The sequence below is a fragment of the Alkalicoccobacillus porphyridii genome, assembly GCF_007293315.1.
GTDB lineage: Bacteria > Bacillota > Bacilli > Bacillales > Bacillaceae_D > Alkalicoccobacillus > Alkalicoccobacillus porphyridii.
On record NZ_VLXZ01000012.1, the window covers coordinates 101,211 to 123,624 of the forward strand.

Consider the following 22,414-nt stretch of genomic DNA (forward strand, 5'->3'; position numbering starts at 1 on the left):
TGTTGCCGTGAACGGCTCGATTTATAACTGCCACAAACAGAAAAAGCTCCCCTGAACTGGACAGCTTTTTCATGAATAATTATTTAGGACTGTTTATGTTGACTCGCTAGGTTTAGTAATTCATGTGCGTGTTTTTTTGTTAATTCTGTTACTTCTACACCAGAAATCATTCGTGCAATTTCTTCAACCTTCGCTTTTTCGACTAATCCTTTTACTGCTGTTGAAACACGTTCTTTTGATTCCTGTTTAGAGATATAAAGGTGCTGATCAGCCATCGCTGCCACCTGTGGCAAATGTGTAATACATAACACTTGAGATTCTTTAGCTATTGCAAAGATTTTTTCAGCAATGGATTGAGCCACTCTGCCACTCACACCCGTGTCCACCTCATCAAATATTACAGAAGTAACACCTTGATGTGCAGAGAATATTGATTTGATGGCAAGCATAATTCTAGAGATTTCCCCTCCTGAGGCCACTTTTGCTAATGGCTTTAAAGGCTCTCCTGGATTTGTAGAAATAAAGAACTCAATGTGATCGACACCTTTTGAAGTAAACGCAGCAAGCTCTTGGGAATCATGTGATTTGCTTTTAAACTCAATATTAAAGATGGTTTTCTCCATATAAAGTGCACGAAGCTGATTGTGAATTTCTTTTGATAATCGCTCGGCAGCTTTTTTACGAATTTGGGTTAGGGCGTCTGCCTCTACTTTCAGATCAAGCAATAGCTCTCGGAGCTTTTTATTTAATGATTGTAGCCGGTCATCCTTGTTCAACTTACTGTCTAACTCTTCTTCAATTCTTGAAGAATATTCAAGAATATCTTCGACGGTAGACCCATACTTACGTTTTAGCTGATTGATTTCTGCCAGCCTGTTTTCAATTAGCTCTAACTTCTCTGGGTCAAATTCAACTTGCTCAAGCTTATCTCGAATTGAAAAAGCGGCTTCTTCTAATATAAAATAACTGCTTGAAACAGATTCGTGAAGGCTTTTATAGCTTGCATCAATATCTGTCACTGACTCCAGATTCGAGGCACTTTCTTGTATAAAATCTAACCCTCCAGCATCACCATAAAGTTTTTCATAACTTTCTCTTAGGAGTTGATACAGTTTTTCACTATTTGCCAGTCGGTTGCGATCAAGTTCAAGCTGCTCATCCTCATTAGGCTTAAGCTCTGCTTTCTCAATTTCATCTAATTGATAACGAAGAAGGTCAATCCTTTGTGCCGTTTCCTGCTCATTTTCATTTAAATCTTGAATTTGCTTATTTATCGTTTGAGCTTGTTCAAAAAGCTCTTGATATTCTGTAAGCGTACTAGAAATTTCCTTTGAAGCAAACTGATCCAAAAACATCAAATGCTTGTCCGGCTGCATAAGCGTCTGATGCTCATGCTGACCGTGGACATCCACTAATGACTGACCAATTTCTCTGAGGATACCAAGCGTGACTAACTTCCCATTAATCCGACACACGCTTTTTCCCTGCTGAGTAATTTCTCTTCGTAAAATCATTTCCTCGTCAGCTTGTATGCCAAGCTCAATAGCTTTTTGCACGGCTTGATGATTTTCATCTACTGCAAAAAGGCCTTCTATCTCTGCACGTGACTCACCATGTCTAACGAATTCTGCAGACCCTCGCCCTCCGAGAAGCAAACCGATGGCGTCTATAATAATGGATTTACCTGCACCAGTTTCTCCTGTAAGCACGGTTAGTCCTCTTTCGAATGGAACAGTAAGTTCATCAATAATCGCAAAATGCTTTATAGATAGTTCTATTAGCATGAATTCCCCACCTTATAACATGTCTAGGAAACGAGCACTAATTAGTTCTCCATCTTGTTTGTTTTTGCAGATAATTAATAATGTATCATCTCCACAAATCGTTCCCATTAATTCTTCCCAATCAAGATTGTCAATCAACGCCCCAATGGCATTGGCGTTGCCTGGTAAGCATTTCATCACAATTAAATTATCTGTTGAATCAATGCTAATAAAACTGTCCGTCAAACTGCGTTTAAGCTTTTGTAATGGGTTAAATCGTTGATCGGCCGGGAGACTATACTTGTAGCGCCCATCCTGCATCGGTACTTTCACAAGATGTAGTTCCTTGATATCTCTTGATACGGTTGCTTGAGTAACGTTATACCCAAGATCCTTTAAGTAATCGACAAGATCTTCTTGAGTTTCAATCGCCTGATTGGCAATCACTTCACGAATTTTGATATGCCTTTGTCCTTTATTCACTGTGGTCACCTCTTTTGTTGGTATTTGCCCGTATGGAATGATGTTTCCATTATGATATGAATTCACTAATATGGCAACTTGACTCAAAAAAAAGGGAGCCAGGCTCCCTTACACAAGCTGTTGAGCCTTTTCCACAACATCTTGAATCATCATTTCATCTACTTCAGATTGACCAGAATGCTCAATAGCTGGCAGGTTCAAGTGTAACAAGAACTCAATATTACCTTCGCCGCCTGTAATTGGAGAGTAATCCAGTCCACATACTTGAAACCCTTCCTGCTCCGCAGACGCAATAATTTGCGTTAGTACATGCTTATGAACAACTGGATCTTTCACGATTCCTTTTTTACCAACTTGTTCACGTCCGGCCTCAAATTGAGGCTTAACAAGGGCAACCACATCTCCACCTCTAGTTAACACGTTTTTTAGTGCCGGCAATATTAATCTCAGTGAAATAAAGGAGACATCAATGCTTGCAAATTGTGGGAGACCCTCCGTTAAATCTGCAGCTGTTACATAACGAAAGTTTGTCCGTTCCATTACTATAACTTGTTCATGCTGACGGATGCTCCAAGCAAGCTGGTTGTATCCGACATCGAGTGCATATACACGTTTCACGCCATTTTGTAGCGCACAATCCGTGAAGCCACCAGTGGATGCACCAATATCAAGCATAATTTTATCTTTTACATCGACATTAAAAACACGTAATGCCTTTTCAAGCTTAAAGCCGCCACGGCTAACGTAAGGCATGACCTCGCCCTTTACTCGTAGCGGAGCATCAATGTCAATCTTTACACCCGGCTTATCTAAACGCTCTGTTCCAGAATAAACCAAGCCTGCCATGACAGCACGCTTGGCCTTTTCTCTAGAGTCAAACAATTCACGACTTACTAATAGGGTATCTACTCGTTCTTTTTTCACAAAATTAAGCTCTTTTCTGTTGAACTGGTACTAACTCTCTAAGTTGACTGGCTACTGTTTCAGCATTTAGTCCAATCTCATTAAGAAGACTTGGAACATCGCCATGCTCAATATACTCATCAGGTATGCCTAGTCTTCTTACTTCAACCTCATGGTAACCGTAATCATGAAAATGCTCCAGGACAGCACTACCAAATCCGCCTTGTAGAGCTGTTTCTTCAATGGTCATGACTGGAATTTTATCTTCAGCAAGCTTATTTAATAACTCAATATCAAGTGGTTTTACTGAATTTGCATTTACTATACGAACGGATAACCCCTGTGCTTTTAACTCTTCTACCGCTTCTTCAGCAACTGGAATCATCGTACCAAACGTAAGGATACAGGCGTCTGTTCCTTCCTGTAGAACCTCCCATTTACCGATCGGCAACGTTTGGAACTCCTTGTCCATTTCGACCCCATATCCGTTTCCACGGGGATAACGAACAGCAATTGGCCCATCATCGTACTCAATGGCTGTATGGAGCATATTTTGTAATTCATTTTCATCCTTAGGCATTAGAATGGTCATGTTTGGAAGGTGGCGTAGATAAGCAATGTCAAACACACCTTGGTGAGTCTCACCATCTGCGCCAACTAGCCCCGCGCGGTCAATTGCAAAAACGACATTTAATTTCTGTCTGCATACATCATGCACTAGCTGATCGTATCCACGCTGCAAGAAGGTAGAATAAACAGCAAAGACTGGCTTTAATCCTTGAGTCGCCATTCCTCCAGCCATCGTTGTTGCATGCTGTTCAGCAATACCAACATCAAACATTCGATCAGGGAAGGCTGCTCCGAATTTATCTAGCTTTGTTCCACCAGGCATCGCTGCCGTAATCCCAACAATCCGTTGATCATCCTTTGCCTTTTTGATTAACGTATCTGCAAAAACTCCACTGTAGCTAGGAGGACCAGGCTTGGAAACCACTTCGCCTGACTCAATTTTGTACGGTCCAAGACCATGCCAGGTTCCTTTTGCATCCTGCTCAGCTGGTTCATACCCCTTACCTTTTTTAGTGATAAGGTGGATTAAAACAGGACCTTTTGTTTTCTTGGCGTATTTAAGATTATCCATAAGGTCGTCCATGTCATGCCCATCAACCGGTCCTAAATACGTAAAGCCAAGCTCCTCAAAAAACACACCAGGAATGACCATATATTTCATACTATCTTTAAACTTCTCCGCAGTGGTTGCAAGTTTGCCACCAACTGCAGGTATTTTCTTAATAAAGCTCTCAATTTCATCTTTAGCTCGATTGTACTTTCCAGCTGTACGAAGTCTGCCAAGTACACTGTGCAGAGCCCCCACATTTGGTGCAATCGACATTTCATTATCATTTAGAATAACAATTAAATCCGTCTGCTCGTGTCCAATGTGATTTAAAGCCTCAAATGCCATACCACCCGTTAGGGCGCCATCACCAATCACTGCAATCACATTCTCATCCGTACCTTTAATATCTCGTGCTGCTGCCATTCCCATTGCAGCTGAAAGAGATGTAGAGCTATGACCTGTTTCCCATACATCGTGCTCACTTTCGTCACGTTTCGGGAAACCGCATAGACCCTTAAACTTTCGAAGTGTGTCAAACTGTCCTGCTCGACCTGTTAAGATCTTGTGAACATAAGCTTGATGTCCGACATCCCAAATAAACTTATCCTTAGGGCTATCAAATAAATAATGCATAGCAAGTGTTAATTCAACAACACCAAGATTTGGTCCCAAATGCCCCCCTGTAACAGACAAACGCTCAATTAAAAAACTGCGAATGTCCTTAGATAATGCAAGGAGTTCTTTTTTAGAATACTTTTTAATTTCAGCTGGATCCTGAAGGTCTTCTAGCCTCATGAGTATAATCCCCACTTTCAACTCAACTTATCGTTCATGTAACTGCTTTATTTTTTCTACTTATTTATGAAGCAGCCTCAACTCTGTTTCTCATATTGTGCTCCTAGTATATCAAAGATTGAACCACTACCCCAAATCTAATCCTTTTTTATCGTCAAAAAAAGACGATACCTGAAATGTGGAATCGCCCGAATACATTAAAATCAATGGTTTCTATTGGCTACATACTTTGTTAGCTCCATAAGCATCGTATGATCCATGTCTACTTTTTTTAGTGAGGTAACAGCCAGGTCAATGTGTGCTTCTAAGCGTTCCTTCGCGCCTTGCATGCCAAGTATGCTTGGGTATGTGCCCTTATTATTGCCGGCGTCACTTCCAACTGGTTTTCCAATTGATGCAACGTCACCTTCAATATCAAGAATATCATCCTTAATTTGAAAGAGCAGCCCTAGTTCTCGCCCGAACTTCCTCAAATTGGTTTTATCCTCTTCCGTTGCACCAGCTAAAATCGCTCCTGCTACGATAGAGTAGACCATTAGATCCCCTGTTTTGTGATGGTGAATGTTTTCAAGCTCTGCAATTGATAAATCTTTGTTCTCACCCTCCATGTCAGAGATCTGACCACCAACCATCCCCTCTGCTCCAATAGCACGAGCAAACTCTGCAATGAGTGAGACCACAATCTCAGGATCCTCAGTTAGTGTTGAAAGTAATTCAAAGCTATATGTAAGCAAAGCATCCCCCGCCAAAATAGCAGCCGCTTCACCAAAAACCTTATGATTGGTTGGTTTGCCTCTTCTAACATCGTCATCATCCATAGCTGGAAGGTCATCGTGAATTAAAGAGTATGTATGAACCATCTCAATCGCACAAGCCGCTTCTATTCCCTTTTCACTGGACTTTCCAAACCCCTCCAGCACAGCTAATAATAAAACTGGTCGAAGGCGTTTCCCCCCAGCCTTTAAGGAGTAATTCATTGATTCCTTTAAGGACTCGGGAGCCTGCAGCTTCTCAATGAAATGTGGGAGTCTTTCATCAATCTTTTGTTTAGATTCATTCAAAAACACCTTTAGGTCTTCAGTCACTCCTGGTCCTCCCTACTCAGATCTAGCTCTTCTAGCTCTCCATCTTCATTCAGAATCTGATCCATCTGTTTCTCAATTTGCTCAAGCTTAACATGGCATTGCTTGGATAGATCCATCCCTTGTTGAAACATTTCTATCGCTTGCTCAAGGGGCACATCTCCTTGCTCGAGCTTATCCACTACTTGCTCTAACTGCTCCATAGCCTCTTCAAAACTAATCGTTTTTTCAGCTTTTGTCATCCGTATCCCTCCTTTTAGATGTCTTCCCTGTTATTTGACAGATGTATGTACCATCTGTGACTTGAAGTTCAAGCATTTCGTCTCTTTCAGCCTGATCTATTGATTTAATTAACTCACCAGTTATTTGCTGATAAGCTAAGCTATATCCACGATTCATTACGTGCAAAGGGCTAAGCAATTGTAGCTGCTGTATCTGATTAGAGAAGCGTTGTCGACTTCGAGTAAGGTGGTGCTCCGTTTCCCTCTTTATTAATACTTCTTGATGGGCTAACCTCTCTCTTAATTGTCTAATACGCTCTTTAGGGTGATGGTGCTCCACCGTTTTTTTGACTTGTTGAAGACTCATCTTTTTATTTTTGATGAGCTGTTCAGCTGCCCGCTTTAGCCTTTCCATTTGATTATCCAATTCTTGCTCCTTTTGTCGAATCAATTGAGCTGGGTATCGAAATGCATAGGATTTATGTAAACGTTCAAGCTGCCTCTTTTCTTGCTTCAGCTTCTCCCGCATCACTAGGATTAGACGCTGCTTATTTGCAAACGTTCTCGTCAGTAAATCAAGTCGGTTCGGTACAGCCAACTCTGCTGCTGCTGTTGGTGTGGGCGCACGTAGATCAGCAACAAAATCACTAATCGTATAGTCCGTTTCGTGTCCTACCGCCGAGATAATTGGTACACTTGCCTCAGAGATTGCTCGAACCACCAGTTCCTCATTAAACGCCCAGAGCTCTTCAATTGATCCTCCACCACGCCCTGCAATCAGAACATCAAATATTCCTGCAGCATCAGCTTGTTTTATCGCTGAGGCAACGGAGGCCGGTGCTTGATTCCCTTGAACAAGCGCGGGAAGTAGAGTAATCTTCGCTAGAGGGTAACGACGCTTTAAGGTCGTGACAATATCGCGTAAAGCAGCTCCGGTCGGAGAGGTGACTACTGCGATGTGCTTTGGAAATGTGGGAATTTGTTTTTTTCTTATTTGATCAAACAATCCCTCTTTCTCAAGCTCGGCTTTGAGTTTTTCATAAGCAAGATAAAGACTACCTATTCCATCTGGCTGCATTTCCTTTGCATAAAGCTGATATTGCCCGTAAGGCTCATATACGTTGATTTCTCCTCGGATCAGAACTTTCATCCCGTTTTCAGGCTTAAACGCTAAAAAACGATTATGACCCGCAAACATAACTGCTTGAATACGAGAATTTTCATCTTTCACCGAAAAATACATGTGACCTCGGCTATGCTGTTTGAAGTTTGATAGCTCACCTCGTATCCACGTGTCAGGTAAGAGCTGATCTGATTCAAGTAGTCCTTTTATATAACGTGTTAGCTCCGTTACAGATAAAATAGATTCTGACATATTCACCACCTTACGAGCGATTTAGTGCGGATTCAATCGTATTTTCGAGCAGCATCGTAATTGTCATCGGTCCAACTCCACCTGGAACCGGAGTAATATGAGACGCAATGTCTTCAACATCATCAAAATCAACATCTCCACACAACTTACCATTCTCATCACGATTCATTCCGACATCGATAATCACTGCACCAGGTTTAATATCTTCTTTTTTTATGAGCTTCGCTATCCCAACAGCAACAACTAAAATGTCAGCTTGAGTGGTGATTGCACGCAGATCTACTGTTCTCGAATGACAATAGGTCACTGTTGCATGTTCATTTAAGAGAAGCTGTCCAACCGGCTTACCTACAATGTTACTTCTACCTACAACCACAGCATGACTACCAGCAATCTGTACCTCTGATGCTTTAAGTAGCTCGATAATGCCGTGTGGAGTACACGGTAGGAATGTTTTCTCTCCAGTCATCATTTTGCCAATATTTATTGGGTGAAAGCCATCAACATCCTTTTCCGGGCTTATCGCTTCGATAACTGCTTGCTCAGATATTTGCTTCGGTAGCGGCAATTGAACTAGAATACCGTCAATTTCAGGATCATTATTTAGCTCATCTATATGTGAGAGCAATACCTCTTCTGTAGTATCCGCTGGGAGGTGTTTTAAAATAGAATGAATTCCAACCTTCTCACACATTTTCTGCTTAGAGCGAACATAGGTTTGAGAAGCTTGATCATCTCCAACTAAAATAACTGCTAGACCTGGTACAATCCCTGATTTTGCAAGCTCACTTACTCTTACCTTCATTTCAGCATGTTTTGTAGCGGCTAATTCTTTTCCATTCATACGTTCAGCAGTCATTCTCTTCACTCCATTTATGTTTATTTCTTTATTCGTAAAAAGAAGCTCATATTGCGCACTTCAATTCGATGAATACTTTCTGTTAAATCTCGTTTTCATCTTGCATCATTTCTACTGAATTGGATAGTACACCATTCATAAAGCGACCAGCTTCTTCTCCTCCAAATGCTTTTGCAAGCTCAATGGCCTCATTAAACGTTACGTTAACAGGAATATCTTCAATGTATTTCATTTCAAATAAAGCCATACGGGCAATGGCACGGTCCACATGTCCCATTCGTTCGATGGTATAGCCCTGCAGGTTACTTGAAATCCACCCATCCAATTCATCCTTATGTTCTAACGTTCCATGAACTAATTGATGAAAAAATGTGTTCGGACGCTCGTCCTCATCCAGCACACTCGTCATTGCTAGCTCTGGTTCTTCTTTAATTACATCTACTTGATAAAGAGCCTGTGCCGCTCTTAATCTTGCTACCCGTCGATTCATTTATATGAACTCCTTTTTTTCTTAAAAAATACTTATGCCAGTCCTAGTATAACGCAATTATTCCGTTCTGGAAAATCGTTTTCTTAGACGGTTATTATTTTCCCTCTTTTCAGCAAAAAAAGTCTGGATACATGCTTTTTAACATGCAACCAGACCTTTCTTTTAAAAAGAGCCCTACTCCTCTTTAAACGGTTCAGAAGATTCAAATTGAACACCAACAACATGAACGTTTATTGCTTCAAGTTGAATCGCAGTCATCGTATGCAGGGTTTGCTTAATATTCATCTGGACAAGGTTAGCAACCTCTGGAACAGATGCACCGTACACAATAATGACAGATACATCTACAATAATGCCACTTTCGTTCAAATCAACCTTTACACCTTTACCGTGATTTTTACGACCAAGGCGTTCAGCAACATCCGTAGCAAAGCTTCCACGTAGAGCTGCAATTCCTTCAACCTCTTGTGCAGCAATCCCGGCAATAACCTCGATAACCTCAGGAGAAATTTCGACCTTACCTAAACCCGATTTTTGCTCCTCTAGCTCCAAAATCTGATTATCTTCCATAATGGCCTCCTTGTTATGAAATTATTTGCCACCATTTATGGATGGCATGACTTCATACTGCTCAATAAATTTCGTATTAAATTCACCCGAGCGAAATACTTCATGATCAAGCAACCGCAAATGGAAAGGAATGGTTGTATCCACTCCTTCGATGTCAAACTCCACCAACGCACGCTTCATGCGATCAATTGCTTCTTCACGAGTTGGCGCATGAACGATTACCTTCGCAATCATAGAGTCGTAGAACGGTGAGATTCGGTACCCTTGATAAGCTGCAGAATCTATTCTTACTCCAAAGCCACCAGGTGCCAGATAGCTTGTAATTTCACCCGGTGATGGCATAAAGTTCTTAGATGGATTCTCTGCATTAATACGACATTCGATGGAAACACCATTAAATACAACCTCTTCTTGTGTAAAAGAAAGGGGTTCATGATTGGCAATTCGAATTTGTTCTTTAATCAAATCAATACCTGTTACCATTTCTGTAACTGGATGCTCTACCTGAATTCTAGTGTTCATCTCCATAAAGAAAAAAGAGCCATCATTGTGATCATAAATAAATTCAACGGTTCCCGCACCAACGTAATCCACTGCTTGGGCAGCTGCGATTGCAGCATCCCCCATTTCTTTACGTTTACTTGGGGTAATGGCTGGAGATGGTGTTTCTTCAACAAGCTTTTGTAAGCGTCGTTGAATTGAGCAATCACGTTCACCTAAATGAACGGTATTTCCATGCTCATCTGCAATCACTTGAATTTCAACATGTCGAAAATCTTCGATGAATTTCTCTAAGTACACGCCAGGATTACCAAAAGCAGTGGCTGCCTCCTGCTGAGTAATATTAATTCCTTTTTTCAGCTCTTCAGGGTTACGAGCCACTCGTATACCCTTACCACCGCCACCTGCAGTCGCTTTAATAATGACTGGATAACCAATTCCTTCTGCAATGTCTAGACCAGATTCAATATCGTCGATAATGCCATTTGAGCCCGGAACAACAGGCACTCCTGCACGTTTCATCGTTTCACGTGCTACATCCTTTGTACCCATCTGGCTAATCGCATGAGGACCTGGTCCAATAAATGTAATATTACAAGCAGCGCAAATTTCAGCAAAGTCAGCATTCTCAGCGAGAAAGCCGTAACCAGGGTGGATGGCATCAGACTCAGTGAGAGTAGCCACACTCATAATATTAGTGAAATTTAAATAGCTTTGACCCGAGGCTGTTGGACCGATACAGAATGCTTGGTCTGCCAATTGAACATGTAAAGCATCAACATCGGCTTCTGAATACACTGCAACAGTTTCAATCCCCATCTCTTGACATGCCCGAATGATTCGGACCGCTATTTCTCCACGGTTAGCAATTAGTATTTTTTTTATCATCTTTTTTACCCAGCTCCTAGATTATTTCACTTCAACAACGAATAAAGGCTGTCCGTATTCAACCAGCTCACCATTTTGGGCTACAATTTCAACGACTTTCCCGTTTATATCTGCCTCAATTTCGTTCATGAGCTTCATGGCTTCCACAATACAAACAATCGAATCTTCCTTCACTTGATCTCCAACGGCAACATAATCATTGTCATCAGGAGAAGGAGCAGAGTAGAATGTTCCAACCATTGGGGATGTAACTGTGTGTAAGTTCTCATTTGTTTCTTGTTTTGTTTCTACATCTTCAGCAATAGGAGCCGAGGCCTTAGCTGTGGCTGGTTGTGATACATCCACCTGTCTTGGTGACTGATAAGCTTCAGGCTGAATGACTGCGCCTTGAGGTTTTACTTTCTTTAATGAAAGCTTCTTACCATCCTGTTCAAATTCAAGCTCATCAATTTCAGATTCATTCACAGCCTGTATCAATTCTTTAATGTCTTTTACGTCCATGTGTGTTATGTACATCTCCTTTAAGTTCAGTCTAATATGCTGCCCTATTATAGCATAGGTACATAGAATTCATTCATTGTCCACAAAAAGCCTTCATTCAATGAATAAAGGACCTTCTCCAGTTATTCCTACTCTTCCGTATCTGTTTCTACCTGCTCTTTTGCAATGGCCTCTTTCTTATATTGACGAAAAACAGGAAACTCAGATAAGTTATCAGGAATCTTCCCATTTTCAAGCAGGATGATCTTTACGATATTCTTATTACGAGCCATGTGATATTTTTCATCATACTCATTCTCTTTTGTGTACCTTTTTAGGTTGTCGTAGTCTTCTTCTTGGATGGAAACCGTGTAGGAACCTTCATCCTTCTCTTCAAACTGTTCTTCAAACCCAATTTCAAATTCGACGATCTGAATATGATCATTCTTAATATTACGAGTTTGCTCTAAAACAGCTTTAGCTCCCTCGGTTAAATCTGTCCATTCCATCATAATCGCTCCTCATAAACAAATTGCACCTAAATTATTATAACATGTCTTAATTCTGAATGCATTAGTTGCCCATATGCCGGTTTTGAAAAGCAGAGCTCTAAGGATTTTTGGGTAGAGGGGTCTCATGATTCGTTTCTTTTCCGGCGCTCCCAATGTACCTTTTCATCGAGGTCACTGAAAAAGTCATCTAGAAATGAGCTTATTTGCACCGCTCCAGGAGAAACCTACGCTTTCCACGGGAACGGCCTCAGCCCTTGAAGTGGAAAGGCGCCACTTCAATGTCGGTCTGCCTCGTTCTGTGCCGTAGGAGTCTACGTTTTCTCCTTCCGCTACTGTTCCCGATCAGACTAACATTCCTATCTAGTGAAACGAGGGCCGTTTTTTTGTTTAAAAGAAGGTTCACTATCATCTAAAGCTTCATTTTCAGTGGCCTCCTGTTCTTCTCGCAGCTGTCGGCCCTTCTATTTTGCCAGCTTTTTAGAAAAGACATTATCACATTCCGTCTAGATTCTTTACTTTACATCACCATAAAAAACACCCTAAATGTTAAAATGTTTCTCTAACATTTGGGGTGCTTTGCCGAGTCATTGATCTTTCTTGTTTTTATCTATTCTAGCGAAGGTTTTTCCTAGAGCGGATGTTTTCGAGTGTTCATGTTTTGGGTTCTCGCTTTCTCACCCTCAGGGGAATGACTTACCCTCGACCACTTTATTAGTTCGAGCCTGGGTTGTGAGAAACAGAGACATTGTTGCTTGTTCCTAGTTGCTCTTTTGCAAGTAAGATAATGTCGTTTGCCTCAGCCGAGCTAAGTTCCTCTTTGTCAACCAAGATTTGTACTTTAGAATCCTCGCTAATGACTAGCACATTATCATAGCCTTTTGCTTTAACAAGAGCCTCAAGCTGCTCTTCACTTTGAGTGATATTAAGAATTTCCATGCTTTTGTCTCTTGCTTCTACCTGCTCTTCAGGGGTGGCATCTGATGAAGAAATGATTTCTCCATATTGTTCGGCCTGCTGTGACCTAGATACTTCTTTATTGATTCGGATTTCAGCAAAGCTTTCAGCCACTGATTGACCGTTCACTTCTAGACTTCCTTCAGGTGCTTCGCCGTCCTGTGTCACTTCAACTTCTACCTCGCTTGAAACGCCTTCTTCTTGTTCGTCATCTGTTGGCAACGCAAAATCAGTGGTCCCAGATGTTACATAGTATACAGATAACACAATAATTAAACTTAACATCGTTAATAGCCAAACGGTTTGTTTTTTTAACGCCATTTTTATTCCTCCTCAGATTTCTTTGGCATGACCGAGATTCGATGCGCTGGAACATCCAGTACTCTGCTGACCGCTTCAATGACCCAAGCCTTCACCTGTGCATTTTCAACCCCTTCAGCAACGACCAGTACGCCTCTAATACTTGGCTTCTCTGTTTGAATAAGCAATGGACCTTCAGTATCTCCGTTACGAACAATGACAGTTTGTTCATCTATGGTCTGATCCGTTACTTCTCTTGTCCCGCCTTCACGATCTGTTTCGCTTGTTTGCTGATTTTTGGAGCTCGCATTTTTTTCGTAAATCTGTTTTTCTGTTTCTGCTAAATTAATCATGACAGATACATCATTCAGCCCCACAATTTGCTCAAGGTTTTCCCTAAGCTGGTTTTCATAGCTGTCTTCATAGTCCTTCATTGTATTTCCATCTTCTTCGCTTCGTTTAAAAACCTCTGTATCTTCCTCTTCTTTTGTTTCGTCCGCTTGAAATGCAGGAAGGTCCGGTTGCCCGGCTTGTGGTACCTGTTGTTCAGTAAAAAATTGGTTCAAAACCATTAATAGAAGACCCGCACACCCCAAAATTAGAATGTAGCGATAACTTTTTCGCTTATCAGGTTCATTTTTATCCGTTAGTTTTTTAAACCAAGAATAAAAGCCTTTAGGATCCTCCTTCTTCATCTTCCTGATCTCCCCCTTCCATCGAGAGCGTAATTCGATCTTCTGGAATCTCCCATTTTTCAGCTAAAAATTTTTTTACTGGGAGCAGGTTGATAGAATTTGATTCACTATCATGAGGATCAGAAAGATCGATTTGAACCGTTTCAATTTGGCTCTGACTGTTTTCAGCTAGTGTATTTGCTTGCACCTTACGGACAACTGCTAAAATAGCTACTGCCTCCTCATTCTCCTGACCTCCCTGTCCCATTTCTTGCTCTACATCTACGCTCGTAAATTCAAGTGAGTAGGTGTCCCGTAATGTCTCTTCTGTTTGTTCTATGAGCTGGTCAGCCACCTGTTCTGAAATATATGCAGCTCGTACCTTTTCTATTTCACTTTTTTGCAAATTTATTTGTTCCTCTATTAATTCGGTTCCATACGGATCTCCACGCTGTAAACCGTGCAGCCACTCATCTGTATCCACAGTAAATAATGATAGAACGGGTCTTAGCATAGCGATTAAGATAAGCAAGCTGACTACCAACTTTACGTAACCTCTCATTGCTGAGTTAGGAAGAAGCATTTCTAGAATGATTGCCAGCATGATTAACAAAACAATCCCAGTTACCCAACCTGTAAGAAGCCCCATAGACCCACCTCCTATCGCATCATAAATGAGAGATTACTCGCAGCAACCATCAAAGTAATAGCCAAAAAGAACATTAAGCTAACTAAGGCTAGCGCTGCAAACACGTACATGACTGACTTCCCAATAATAGATAGACACTCTATAATTGGCCCTCCCCCTAGCGGCTGTAAAACAGCTGCAGCTACATTAAAAATAATGCCAAGTGATAAGACCTTTAATAGAGGAAAGACACAAATCATAAACAAAATGCCAAGTCCAGTCATACCAACTGTATTTTTTAAAAGAACGGAAGCACTCATAACTGTGTCAGTGGCGTCTGTAAACATTTTTCCGACAACAGGGATGAAATTACCCGCAATAAACTTTGCTGTACGCACGGTTAAACCATCCGTTGCAGCTGTTGAAGCCCCCTGCACAGAAATGACCCCAAGAAACACTGTCATAAAAATCCCTAGAAGCCCCACCGCCATCTTTCTAAAAAAATCTGCTAGCTTTGAGACCTTATAGTGTTCACTTAACGTACTAACAATTCCTAATACAGCAGAGAAAAAGAGGAGGGGAAGCACAAATTGATTAATTAGGATGCCGCTAGTATTAACTAAAAAAATAATCAATGGATGAAATAATGCTGATGATGCCAGGCTACCAATTGAAGCCATTAACGCTAATAAAAGCGGAAGGAGTGCAATCATAAAGTGAATCATGCTGCTGATTGCCTCAGAAGCGTAATGAATGGCCACGTAAAAACTGTTCATTGCCAGAATCATTAACACTAGATATGTCACGGCGTAGGCAGCTTTACTTACATTCTGGCTCTCAAATGCATTTTGGATGGATTGGAGAATCTGACTAAATAAAGTTAATAAAATGAGCATACCTAGTAATTTACTGTTTGTTGTTAATTCATGAAGGAGAAATTTAACTAGGCCCATACCCCATTCTTTAATTTGAAACCTCTTCTCACCTGTAATAAATTCTTTAAACGATCCTTTTTGACTCTCGGGAAGAAAGCCCCCGTATTCTGTTGAGACTTGTTCCCAATACATTTGTATTTCATCTAACTGAAGTCGTTCAATTTGGTGATCAATAAATGCTGCTGGTTCTGACGACTCTGGCTCTGGACTTGTTTGGTCGTTATCATTTGCCAACACCAGACCAGGATAGCTCCAACACAAAACACTTAACAGTATTGCAATGATCCAGCGGCTCATGACACTCCTCCGATCTCTATTATTATCCTGGTAATAGCGATAAAATCATCTCAATGACGGCTTTAATAATCGGAATGGCCAGCACCAGGATCAGAACTTTCCCTGCAAGCTCTATTTTGGACGCAATGGATGCTTGTCCTGCATCCTTAGCAATTTGAGAACCAAATTCTGCGATGTATGCAATGCCAATAATTTTTAAGATCGTTTGCAAATACATCAGATGTACATTTGCATCAGCGGCGATATGCTCCAAAAGACTGATAATCTTGACAAGCTCATCTATAACAAATAAAAAGATAAAGACGCCAGCAAATAGAGTAATAAGAAAAGCAAAAAGCGGCTTCTGCTCTTTAACAACTAGCGCAAGAAAAGTTGCGATTAGACCAATTCCAACAATTTGAACGATGTCCATCGCAACTCTCCTCCTCTATCCCTGAAACAGGAACACACCCCTGATTTTTTGGAACAAATCATCAACAATGGTTGCAACCATATACAACACAACAACAAATCCAATAAGTGTTACCCAATGAGCCCAATCCTCTTTGCCCATTTGTTTAAGTACCGTATGGATCATGGCAACCACAATACCAATTCCTGCAATTTGGAAAATAGTATTCACATCATAAGCCAAAAGTCGCCCCTCCTTCTTGTTACAGCATTAAAATGACAATTAATAGACCTCCAAGAAATCCTAGACTTTTCAGCATGGTTTCATAGCGAAGCTGATTCTCTTTCGCTTCTGCCTCTTCACGGTCTAAGTGGACCATTGTCAGTTTAATCTGCTTTTCCTGTTGGTCACGATCATGCTGACCTAATGTTTGTCCAAACTGACGCAGGACTTCTCGTTCACCTTTAGAGAGACTGGTCATCTCCCACGTTTCATCTAAACTTTCCTCCCAAGCTATATGCGCTGAATCCCCTCTAGCAGCAAGCTTTGAAGAGAAACGTTCAAATAATACGTTGATTGGATAAGCCAATTGTGTCGATAAATGAGCACTTGCCTCTTGTAAAGGTGTTAGTCCATAGAGCATCTCAGCTTCTAGTGCAAGAATGCCTGTTTTTAATTGCCTTAACTGCTTTGGACGATCACTTACTCGTCTAGCTGCATCAAAGCCAAGCCAAGTGCACGTTAATATAATTAGGATCGCACCAAACCATTTCATTGAATTTTCACCGTTACTCGTTTTCCAATGGTTCTCACTTGCTTGACACTACCAGGCTTGCTCCCTCTAATTAGTTCAACGCACCGTTCAAAAGCATTCTCTTCAAACAGGGTTCTTAACGCAGGCCTTGCAGCTACTTCCTCTAATGAGGTCCCATGTGCTGTGGAGATCACTCGAACCCCTGCATGAATCGCTTCACGGACCGCGAGACAATCTTCGACTCTTCCTATTTCATCCACAATTAATACCTCTGGACTCATCGAGCGAATCATCATCATCATCCCTTCTGCCTTTGGACAGGCATCTAAAACGTCCACTCTTTTTCCTAGCTGATGTTGGGGTACCCCTTTTATACTTGCCGCAATTTCAGAACGTTCATCTACAATCCCTATTTTCATTGGTTGAATCTGTTTAGAGGGAAAGCCAGTACTAATAATCCTTGCTAAATCCCGGAGTAATGTGGTTTTGCCACTTTGTGGAGGACCAATCAACAAGCTGTTTTTCCAACCGTTATCATAAAGCTTGGAAATCAAAGGCTCTGCTGCACCAAGTGTTTGCCTAGCTACTCTTATATTAAATGAGCTAATGTCTCTTAGTGTTTTCACTTCACCTTTCTCCAATATCACTTTGCCTGCCAATCCAACACGGTGACCACCTTTAAGTGTAATAAAACCACGTTTCAGCTCCTCTTCAAATGCATACAATGAATACTGACTTAGCTGATTTAGGATAAAACGAGCGTCATCTTTTTGGACAATATACTCTCCAGCTCCCTTTACACTTGGATACAAAGGAGAACCAGAAGCAATCACTTCAAGGGGTCTTAGCACCCTAATTCTGATTTCTTCTATTTGCCCTTTTACCTCATCAGGAAAGCTCAGAAGAATATCGCTGATTGTTGGTGGTAGTACTGAGAGAACATCCTTGTTCATAAGCGATTCCTCCTACAATCTAGCTCCAATCAAAATGCACACCGCTCCCGTGCCGATAAACATAAATTTTGGAACTGACAGTTTATCTGATAAACCAACCAATCCAACTAAAATAGAAAGCAAAAAAACCGCTGGACCAATTAGGGCTAATACTCCATTTAAGACGATGGCTTTCTCGATATTGTTAAATCGTAGAATGAGACCAGCGACTGTTAGTTCAATGAAACCTGAAAGAACGCGTAGAAATACCATGATTAGAAGCGTCCATTCAACAGCCACAAACCACTTCACATAACCCCTCCTTGTATAGCTTGTTGTCTTAACATCGTATGTATAGGGGGACAAGTTCAGAACAGCCAATCTATTAAATCCTTAACAGGAATAGACTCTTCTATGTGGGATTTAGTTTTGCTATACTTAAGCCGTCATCATCTTTTTTTAGCAGAGAGTAGGGGAATCATGGTATCTACAAATCGAAACATCGTATTAATTGGATTTATGGGTGTAGGGAAAACCACAATTGGTCATGAGCTAGCTACACTGTTACAGCGCCCTTTTATTGATTTGGACCAAGCTATTGAAAAAGAGTTCGGGAAGACTATATTGGAGATCTTTTCGAAGGATGGGGAAGAGGCATTTAGAAAAAAAGAGCGCAAGCTTTTCGGGCACATTATGAATAAGGAAAACTATATAGTATCTCTTGGTGGTGGCGCTTTTTTGCAGAAGGATATTCAGAGGCAAAGCTTAGAAAAAGGAGAGGTCATTTTTCTTGATATATCTTTCTCAGCTTGGGTTGAAAGGCTTCCACTCCTTAAAAAAGATCGCCCTTTACTACAAAATAAGTCTCACCAGGAAATCAAAGAGCTGTATCACTCGAGACGGGAAGTTTATACGAATGCTCATCACACCATCCATACGGATCGTTTAGGTCCATTACAAATCGCTAAGGAAATAAAAAAAGCCATCCAGTCTACTTAGGTGCACATGGATGGCTTTTTATCTTTAAGCTTTCGTGTAATTCTGTAATTCTCTAATCATTTCAACAGGAACTTGCCCTGGAGCAGATGCAGTGTCACCAACAGCAAAGGTCATCGTTGAACCAAATTGATCACCAACTAATCGTGTGGATACACCAAGCTTACCCATCGCTATCGTGATAATTGGAACGGTTAATGTGGAGGCTGCCTCATTTGTTACGTGTAGCAGCGAGAGAACATCTTCTTCATTCTTCGGCATCACAGCCAATTTTACAAGATCCGCACCCGCTGTTTGACCCGCTATTAAATAGTTTGTCATGCTATTAGCTGAAGGTGTATGCGTAAAATAATGCGTCGAAAAAATAAGCTTGATTTGTTGAGAGCGAGCTACATTTACTAATTCCGTGCTACTAGCAAAAGCTGAAGCCTGCTCAATATCTAACATATCAATTGATTTATCAAGAAGCACCTTTAGAAGTAGCTGTTCTTGCTCTGTTTGACCTAATGATCCTGGTTGGCCTCCTTCTTCATAAGAACGAATAGTAAACAACAAGACAATTTCACCGATCTCTTCTCTTAGCTTCTTTGCTGTATCAAGGACGACTTGATCATTATGTATCTCAGAAAAAAAATCCACTCTCCATTCCAATACATCGGGCCTTTTCGGAAGGATGACCTTTAGTTCATCAAGCAGTTCGTTTAAGGTCGTCCCAACTAACGAACAACAAATCGCAGCTCGGTGCTCTCTGCCCATGACAACACCCCTAATCCTTACTTCCTGTGCAGTACTCATCGTCACTCTCCCCTATGCTTCGACTTTAATAAAAGAATCCAGAACACACCCGGTGCTCTGGACCCTCCCATCATTCTTATGCTCTAGACATGTATGAGCTTGATCTAGTATCAATTAACAAACGATCTCCTTGGTTAACAAAGAACGGAACCTGAACGGTAATTCCTGTCTCAAGGGTTGCTGGCTTTGTACCACCAGATGCAGTATCGCCTTTAATTCCAGGTTCAGTTTCTACAACCTCAAGTTCAACCGTATTTGGCACTTCAACTCCAAGTGTTTCAGATTGATAGCTAATCACATGAACTTCCATATTCTCTTTAAGGAATTTCAGCTCATATTCAATTTGATTTGATTGCAATTCAAGTTGTTCATAAGACTCTGTGTCCATAAACGTATGCGTATCTCCACTTGCATAAAGGTATTGCATGCGTCTATTCTCAATATGAGCTCTTTCAACTTTTTCTCCAGCACGGAATGTTTTCTCTTGAATATTACCATTACGCAGATTCCGCAGCTTTGTACGTACAAATGCTGCCCCTTTTCCTGGCTTCACATGTTGAAATTCCAACACCTGCCAAATGCCATTATCTACTACAATGGTTAAACCCGTTTTAAAATCATTTACTGAAATCATGTTAGTTCCTCCGTATTCCCTGCATAATTTGCGGGATGTTTCCCATCCATTACTATACCACAGCTAGGCTTAAAGTTGACCACCAAATCGATGCCTTTATACACCGACATGAATGAGCTCCTTGGATGAAGAGGTAAAGGATCGATTCCCTTCAGCAGTAATTAAAATATCATCCTCTATTCTAGTTCCTCCTACACCATGAACGTAAATACCTGGTTCTACCGTTACAACCATACCAGGCTCTAACACGTTATCGGATTTGAAGGATAAAGAAGGACTCTCGTGTACTTCCATGCCAAGACCATGTCCAGTTGAATGACCAAAGTACTCGCCGTATCCTTTTTCTTTAATATAATCACGGGTTAGGGCGTCTGCTTCTTTACCTGTTATACCCGCTTTGATTCCATTCATGCCTCGCAATTGGGCTTCAAGTACAGTGTGATAAATAGTATTCAGCTCATCACTGATACTGCCCACTGCAAATGTACGGGTAATATCCGAGCAATACCCCTTATAATAGGCACCAAAGTCAAGTGTCACTAACTCCCCTGTCTCAATTAGCTTTCCACTCGCTACCCCATGAGGTAATGCAGAACGATGGCCTGAGGCTACAATAATATCAAAGGAAGAGCTTTGAGCTCCTTGTTTTCTCATAAAAAATTCAAGTTCATTAGATACTTCAAGCTCAGTCATACCAGGTTGAACATAAGAAAGAATATGCGTGTATGCAGCGTCGGCAATATCTGCCGCATCCTGAATAAGCTGAATTTCACTTGAATCCTTGATTAGACGTACCCCTTCAACTAACCCACTCACTGGTGTTAATGTTGCTGTAACAACCGATTGCTGAAGTTGCTGAAATTGTTCATATGTAACATGGCTTTTTTCAAAGCCAAGCTTTGTAATATGTAGCTTCTCTGCCTGCTTACCAATTTCCTCAATGATTGAGCCCTTTTGTTGAACAATCGTAAAGCCAGTTGTTTGCTCCTTAGCTTGTTCAGTATAACGAAAGTCAGTAATGAACACTGCTTCCTTATTAGATAAAAGTATAGCTCCAGCACTTCCCGTAAAGCCAGAGACATAGCGGCGGTTATAAGGACTCATGATTAAAAGTCCATCCACCTCATTTTTAGTCCATTCACTTCTTATGGCCTCTATTCTACTCATTTTCAACCTCACTCCTTCAGAAATTATGCATACTGTCAGTTCAGTTTACCATACCATGACAGAGGAGCGAAGTAACACGCTACGAAGAAGAGATTTGCTGCTGTTGATATTCATAAGAAATCGAATAGCCGATAAACAATCCGTAAAGCAAAAATAAACAAGCGGATGTGATAATTGAATTTCTGTCCAGATTAGGCACCGTCTTTAATCCAGGTATAAACGGATTACAGATGTAGAATACGATAACCCAGAGGATCGCTCCAAACCCTACCCCTGCCCACATTGTATTAAGCTTCTGCATCATCCACTTATATAAAAAAGCAATAAGAATAGATAGAATAGCTATAACTAGTACGCCAACACCCTGTCCTATATATGTATTTTTCCAAGCTCCAAGCTCCCAGGGCATAAGAATAAGGGCAGGACCAAAGTTCATAAAGTTAAAGAAGAACCCAAAGAACGCCACAAGAGACCAAATAAGTCCACCAAAAAAACCAATCAATACAACTTTCATTCGGTAAGTCATGGGTTTTTCTGTTTGATCCTGTTCAAATTGACGATTATTCTTCATCAAATCACCTCAGTCTAGTATAACCCGTACATCCTGTTCTCCATTCACAATCACGCATAAAGAGATTAAGCCCTTATACCAATGCCTTCTTTAAAACAATTGGAAAAATTGAATGGCTGACAGCTGGGAGATGATAAAGACATCACTAATAAAGTCATCTAGAAATGAGCTCATACACCGCTACAGGAGAAATCTTCGCTTTCCACGGGAACGGCCTCAGCCATTGAAGTGGAAGTGCACAACTTCAATGTCTTCAGACTCGTTCTATTCCGTAGGAGCATTCCTGTGGGATTTCTTTTTACCCTATTTACAGAAAAAAAGCCCTCCGTTAAGATGCAGTTGTA

General features: G+C 41.0%; 27 protein-coding genes. 1 reads left to right on the top strand and 26 read right to left on the bottom strand.

Going from position 1 to position 22,414, the window contains the following annotated elements; all coding sequences use genetic code 11:
* Positions 1–83: 83 nt before the first annotated feature.
* The 22 genes from recN to FN960_RS17050 all read right to left on the bottom strand — a co-directional run bounded on the left by recN (position 84) and on the right by FN960_RS17050 (position 18,219).
* Positions 84–1,784 carry a DNA repair protein RecN gene (gene recN / locus FN960_RS16945; RefSeq protein WP_143850041.1) on the bottom strand — a complete coding sequence of 567 codons (1,701 nt, stop codon included), beginning with the start codon at positions 1,782–1,784 and terminating at the stop codon, positions 84–86.
* Positions 1,785–1,796: 12 nt separating this feature from the next.
* Entirely contained in the window at positions 1,797–2,246 is a 450-nt protein-coding gene (ahrC, locus tag FN960_RS16950) for a transcriptional regulator AhrC/ArgR (RefSeq protein WP_143850042.1), read from the bottom strand.
* Positions 2,247–2,354: 108 nt separating this feature from the next.
* Positions 2,355–3,170: a TlyA family RNA methyltransferase gene (locus FN960_RS16955; RefSeq protein WP_143850043.1), complete on the bottom strand. Its 816-nt coding sequence runs from the start codon at positions 3,168–3,170 to the stop codon at positions 2,355–2,357.
* A 4-nt stretch (positions 3,171–3,174) separates the two neighbouring features.
* A complete protein-coding gene (gene dxs / locus FN960_RS16960) occupies positions 3,175–5,064 on the bottom strand; it encodes a 1-deoxy-D-xylulose-5-phosphate synthase (protein ID WP_143850044.1) in 1,890 nt (629 codons plus the stop codon).
* A gap of 203 nt (positions 5,065–5,267) precedes the next feature.
* Positions 5,268–6,149 carry a polyprenyl synthetase family protein gene (locus tag FN960_RS16965; protein ID WP_143850045.1) on the bottom strand — a complete coding sequence of 294 codons (882 nt, stop codon included), beginning with the start codon at positions 6,147–6,149 and terminating at the stop codon, positions 5,268–5,270.
* Positions 6,146–6,388, bottom strand: a complete 243-nt coding sequence (gene xseB / locus FN960_RS16970) for an exodeoxyribonuclease VII small subunit (protein ID WP_143850046.1) — start codon at positions 6,386–6,388, stop codon at positions 6,146–6,148. Before xseB ends, FN960_RS16965 begins: the two co-directional genes overlap by 4 nt.
* On the bottom strand, positions 6,375–7,742 hold the full coding sequence (xseA, locus tag FN960_RS16975; RefSeq protein ID WP_143850047.1) for an exodeoxyribonuclease VII large subunit: 1,368 nt from the start codon (positions 7,740–7,742) through the stop codon (positions 6,375–6,377). The genes xseB and xseA overlap by 14 nt, the downstream gene beginning before the upstream one ends.
* A gap of 10 nt (positions 7,743–7,752) precedes the next feature.
* Positions 7,753–8,601, bottom strand: coding sequence for a bifunctional methylenetetrahydrofolate dehydrogenase/methenyltetrahydrofolate cyclohydrolase FolD (gene folD / locus FN960_RS16980; protein WP_143850048.1), 849 nt, complete (start codon positions 8,599–8,601; stop codon positions 7,753–7,755).
* A gap of 82 nt (positions 8,602–8,683) precedes the next feature.
* Positions 8,684–9,091, bottom strand: a complete 408-nt coding sequence (nusB, locus tag FN960_RS16985) for a transcription antitermination factor NusB (protein ID WP_143850049.1) — start codon at positions 9,089–9,091, stop codon at positions 8,684–8,686.
* A gap of 174 nt (positions 9,092–9,265) precedes the next feature.
* Entirely contained in the window at positions 9,266–9,661 is a 396-nt protein-coding gene (locus tag FN960_RS16990) for an Asp23/Gls24 family envelope stress response protein (protein ID WP_143850050.1), read from the bottom strand.
* A 21-nt stretch (positions 9,662–9,682) separates the two neighbouring features.
* Positions 9,683–11,050 carry an acetyl-CoA carboxylase biotin carboxylase subunit gene (gene accC, locus FN960_RS16995; protein WP_143850051.1) on the bottom strand — a complete coding sequence of 456 codons (1,368 nt, stop codon included), beginning with the start codon at positions 11,048–11,050 and terminating at the stop codon, positions 9,683–9,685.
* Between the two features lie 21 nt (positions 11,051–11,071).
* The gene (gene accB, locus FN960_RS17000) at positions 11,072–11,551 is read right to left on the bottom strand and encodes an acetyl-CoA carboxylase biotin carboxyl carrier protein (protein ID WP_143850052.1); all 480 of its coding nucleotides are present in this window, start codon (positions 11,549–11,551) and stop codon (positions 11,072–11,074) included.
* A gap of 128 nt (positions 11,552–11,679) precedes the next feature.
* Positions 11,680–12,039, bottom strand: coding sequence for a hypothetical protein (locus tag FN960_RS17005; protein ID WP_143850072.1), 360 nt, complete (start codon positions 12,037–12,039; stop codon positions 11,680–11,682).
* Positions 12,040–12,753: 714 nt separating this feature from the next.
* Complete coding sequence (locus FN960_RS17010; protein ID WP_143850053.1) at positions 12,754–13,317, bottom strand: SpoIIIAH-like family protein; 564 nt, start codon at positions 13,315–13,317, stop codon at positions 12,754–12,756.
* A gap of 2 nt (positions 13,318–13,319) precedes the next feature.
* Positions 13,320–13,991 (bottom strand): stage III sporulation protein AG, encoded by a 672-nt coding sequence (gene spoIIIAG, locus FN960_RS17015; RefSeq protein ID WP_143850054.1) that lies wholly within the window; start codon positions 13,989–13,991, stop codon positions 13,320–13,322.
* A complete protein-coding gene (spoIIIAF, locus tag FN960_RS17020) occupies positions 13,972–14,619 on the bottom strand; it encodes a stage III sporulation protein AF (RefSeq protein WP_143850055.1) in 648 nt (215 codons plus the stop codon). The genes spoIIIAG and spoIIIAF overlap by 20 nt, the downstream gene beginning before the upstream one ends.
* An 11-nt stretch (positions 14,620–14,630) precedes the next feature.
* Complete coding sequence (spoIIIAE, locus tag FN960_RS17025; RefSeq protein WP_143850056.1) at positions 14,631–15,830, bottom strand: stage III sporulation protein AE; 1,200 nt, start codon at positions 15,828–15,830, stop codon at positions 14,631–14,633.
* A gap of 22 nt (positions 15,831–15,852) precedes the next feature.
* Complete coding sequence (gene spoIIIAD / locus FN960_RS17030; protein ID WP_143850057.1) at positions 15,853–16,242, bottom strand: stage III sporulation protein AD; 390 nt, start codon at positions 16,240–16,242, stop codon at positions 15,853–15,855.
* 15 nt (positions 16,243–16,257) lie between these two features.
* On the bottom strand, positions 16,258–16,464 hold the full coding sequence (gene spoIIIAC, locus FN960_RS17035) for a stage III sporulation protein AC (protein WP_010898943.1): 207 nt from the start codon (positions 16,462–16,464) through the stop codon (positions 16,258–16,260).
* Positions 16,465–16,483: 19 nt separating this feature from the next.
* Positions 16,484–16,996 carry a stage III sporulation protein SpoIIIAB gene (gene spoIIIAB / locus FN960_RS17040; RefSeq protein WP_143850058.1) on the bottom strand — a complete coding sequence of 171 codons (513 nt, stop codon included), beginning with the start codon at positions 16,994–16,996 and terminating at the stop codon, positions 16,484–16,486.
* Positions 16,993–17,928 (bottom strand): stage III sporulation protein AA, encoded by a 936-nt coding sequence (gene spoIIIAA / locus FN960_RS17045; protein ID WP_143850059.1) that lies wholly within the window; start codon positions 17,926–17,928, stop codon positions 16,993–16,995. Before spoIIIAA ends, spoIIIAB begins: the two co-directional genes overlap by 4 nt.
* A gap of 12 nt (positions 17,929–17,940) precedes the next feature.
* Positions 17,941–18,219: a YqhV family protein gene (locus tag FN960_RS17050; RefSeq protein WP_260682045.1), complete on the bottom strand. Its 279-nt coding sequence runs from the start codon at positions 18,217–18,219 to the stop codon at positions 17,941–17,943.
* A 168-nt stretch (positions 18,220–18,387) separates the two neighbouring features.
* Here FN960_RS17050 and FN960_RS17055 point away from each other — a divergent pair, with 168 nt between their 5' ends.
* Positions 18,388–18,906 carry a shikimate kinase gene (locus tag FN960_RS17055; protein WP_143850060.1) on the top strand — a complete coding sequence of 173 codons (519 nt, stop codon included), beginning with the start codon at positions 18,388–18,390 and terminating at the stop codon, positions 18,904–18,906.
* Between the two features lie 24 nt (positions 18,907–18,930).
* On the opposite strand, the gene aroD is transcribed toward FN960_RS17055, so the two are convergent.
* The 4 genes from aroD to FN960_RS17075 form a co-directional block, all read right to left on the bottom strand.
* Entirely contained in the window at positions 18,931–19,698 is a 768-nt protein-coding gene (aroD, locus tag FN960_RS17060) for a type I 3-dehydroquinate dehydratase (RefSeq protein ID WP_143850061.1), read from the bottom strand.
* Positions 19,699–19,774: 76 nt separating this feature from the next.
* Positions 19,775–20,332 (bottom strand): elongation factor P, encoded by a 558-nt coding sequence (efp, locus tag FN960_RS17065; RefSeq protein ID WP_143850062.1) that lies wholly within the window; start codon positions 20,330–20,332, stop codon positions 19,775–19,777.
* A 96-nt stretch (positions 20,333–20,428) separates the two neighbouring features.
* Positions 20,429–21,499, bottom strand: coding sequence for a M24 family metallopeptidase (locus FN960_RS17070; protein WP_143850063.1), 1,071 nt, complete (start codon positions 21,497–21,499; stop codon positions 20,429–20,431).
* 79 nt (positions 21,500–21,578) lie between these two features.
* Positions 21,579–22,070 carry a YqhR family membrane protein gene (locus FN960_RS17075; protein ID WP_143850064.1) on the bottom strand — a complete coding sequence of 164 codons (492 nt, stop codon included), beginning with the start codon at positions 22,068–22,070 and terminating at the stop codon, positions 21,579–21,581.
* Positions 22,071–22,414: the final 344 nt, after the last annotated feature.

Bases quoted from the DNA above. Each gene is read 5' to 3' on its own strand.
- recN (WP_143850041.1), bottom strand. From the start codon at position 1,784: ATGCTAATAGAACTATCTATAAAGCATTTTGCGATTATTGATGAACTT.
- dxs (WP_143850044.1), bottom strand. From the start codon at position 5,064: ATGAGGCTAGAAGACCTTCAGGATCCAGCTGAAATTAAAAAGTATTCT.
- xseB (WP_143850046.1), bottom strand. From the start codon at position 6,388: ATGACAAAAGCTGAAAAAACGATTAGTTTTGAAGAGGCTATGGAGCAG.
- xseA (WP_143850047.1), bottom strand. From the start codon at position 7,742: ATGTCAGAATCTATTTTATCTGTAACGGAGCTAACACGTTATATAAAA.
- folD (WP_143850048.1), bottom strand. From the start codon at position 8,601: ATGACTGCTGAACGTATGAATGGAAAAGAATTAGCCGCTACAAAACAT.
- nusB (WP_143850049.1), bottom strand. From the start codon at position 9,091: ATGAATCGACGGGTAGCAAGATTAAGAGCGGCACAGGCTCTTTATCAA.
- FN960_RS16990 (WP_143850050.1), bottom strand. From the start codon at position 9,661: ATGGAAGATAATCAGATTTTGGAGCTAGAGGAGCAAAAATCGGGTTTA.
- accC (WP_143850051.1), bottom strand. From the start codon at position 11,050: ATGATAAAAAAAATACTAATTGCTAACCGTGGAGAAATAGCGGTCCGA.
- accB (WP_143850052.1), bottom strand. From the start codon at position 11,551: ATGGACGTAAAAGACATTAAAGAATTGATACAGGCTGTGAATGAATCT.
- FN960_RS17005 (WP_143850072.1), bottom strand. From the start codon at position 12,039: ATGGAATGGACAGATTTAACCGAGGGAGCTAAAGCTGTTTTAGAGCAA.
- FN960_RS17010 (WP_143850053.1), bottom strand. From the start codon at position 13,317: ATGGCGTTAAAAAAACAAACCGTTTGGCTATTAACGATGTTAAGTTTA.
- spoIIIAG (WP_143850054.1), bottom strand. From the start codon at position 13,991: ATGAAGAAGGAGGATCCTAAAGGCTTTTATTCTTGGTTTAAAAAACTA.
- spoIIIAF (WP_143850055.1), bottom strand. From the start codon at position 14,619: ATGGGGCTTCTTACAGGTTGGGTAACTGGGATTGTTTTGTTAATCATG.
- spoIIIAE (WP_143850056.1), bottom strand. From the start codon at position 15,830: ATGAGCCGCTGGATCATTGCAATACTGTTAAGTGTTTTGTGTTGGAGC.
- spoIIIAD (WP_143850057.1), bottom strand. From the start codon at position 16,242: ATGGACATCGTTCAAATTGTTGGAATTGGTCTAATCGCAACTTTTCTT.
- spoIIIAB (WP_143850058.1), bottom strand. From the start codon at position 16,996: ATGAAATGGTTTGGTGCGATCCTAATTATATTAACGTGCACTTGGCTT.
- spoIIIAA (WP_143850059.1), bottom strand. From the start codon at position 17,928: ATGAACAAGGATGTTCTCTCAGTACTACCACCAACAATCAGCGATATT.
- FN960_RS17055 (WP_143850060.1), top strand. From the start codon at position 18,388: ATGGTATCTACAAATCGAAACATCGTATTAATTGGATTTATGGGTGTA.
- aroD (WP_143850061.1), bottom strand. From the start codon at position 19,698: ATGAGTACTGCACAGGAAGTAAGGATTAGGGGTGTTGTCATGGGCAGA.
- efp (WP_143850062.1), bottom strand. From the start codon at position 20,332: ATGATTTCAGTAAATGATTTTAAAACGGGTTTAACCATTGTAGTAGAT.
- FN960_RS17070 (WP_143850063.1), bottom strand. From the start codon at position 21,499: ATGAGTAGAATAGAGGCCATAAGAAGTGAATGGACTAAAAATGAGGTG.
- FN960_RS17075 (WP_143850064.1), bottom strand. From the start codon at position 22,070: ATGAAGAATAATCGTCAATTTGAACAGGATCAAACAGAAAAACCCATG.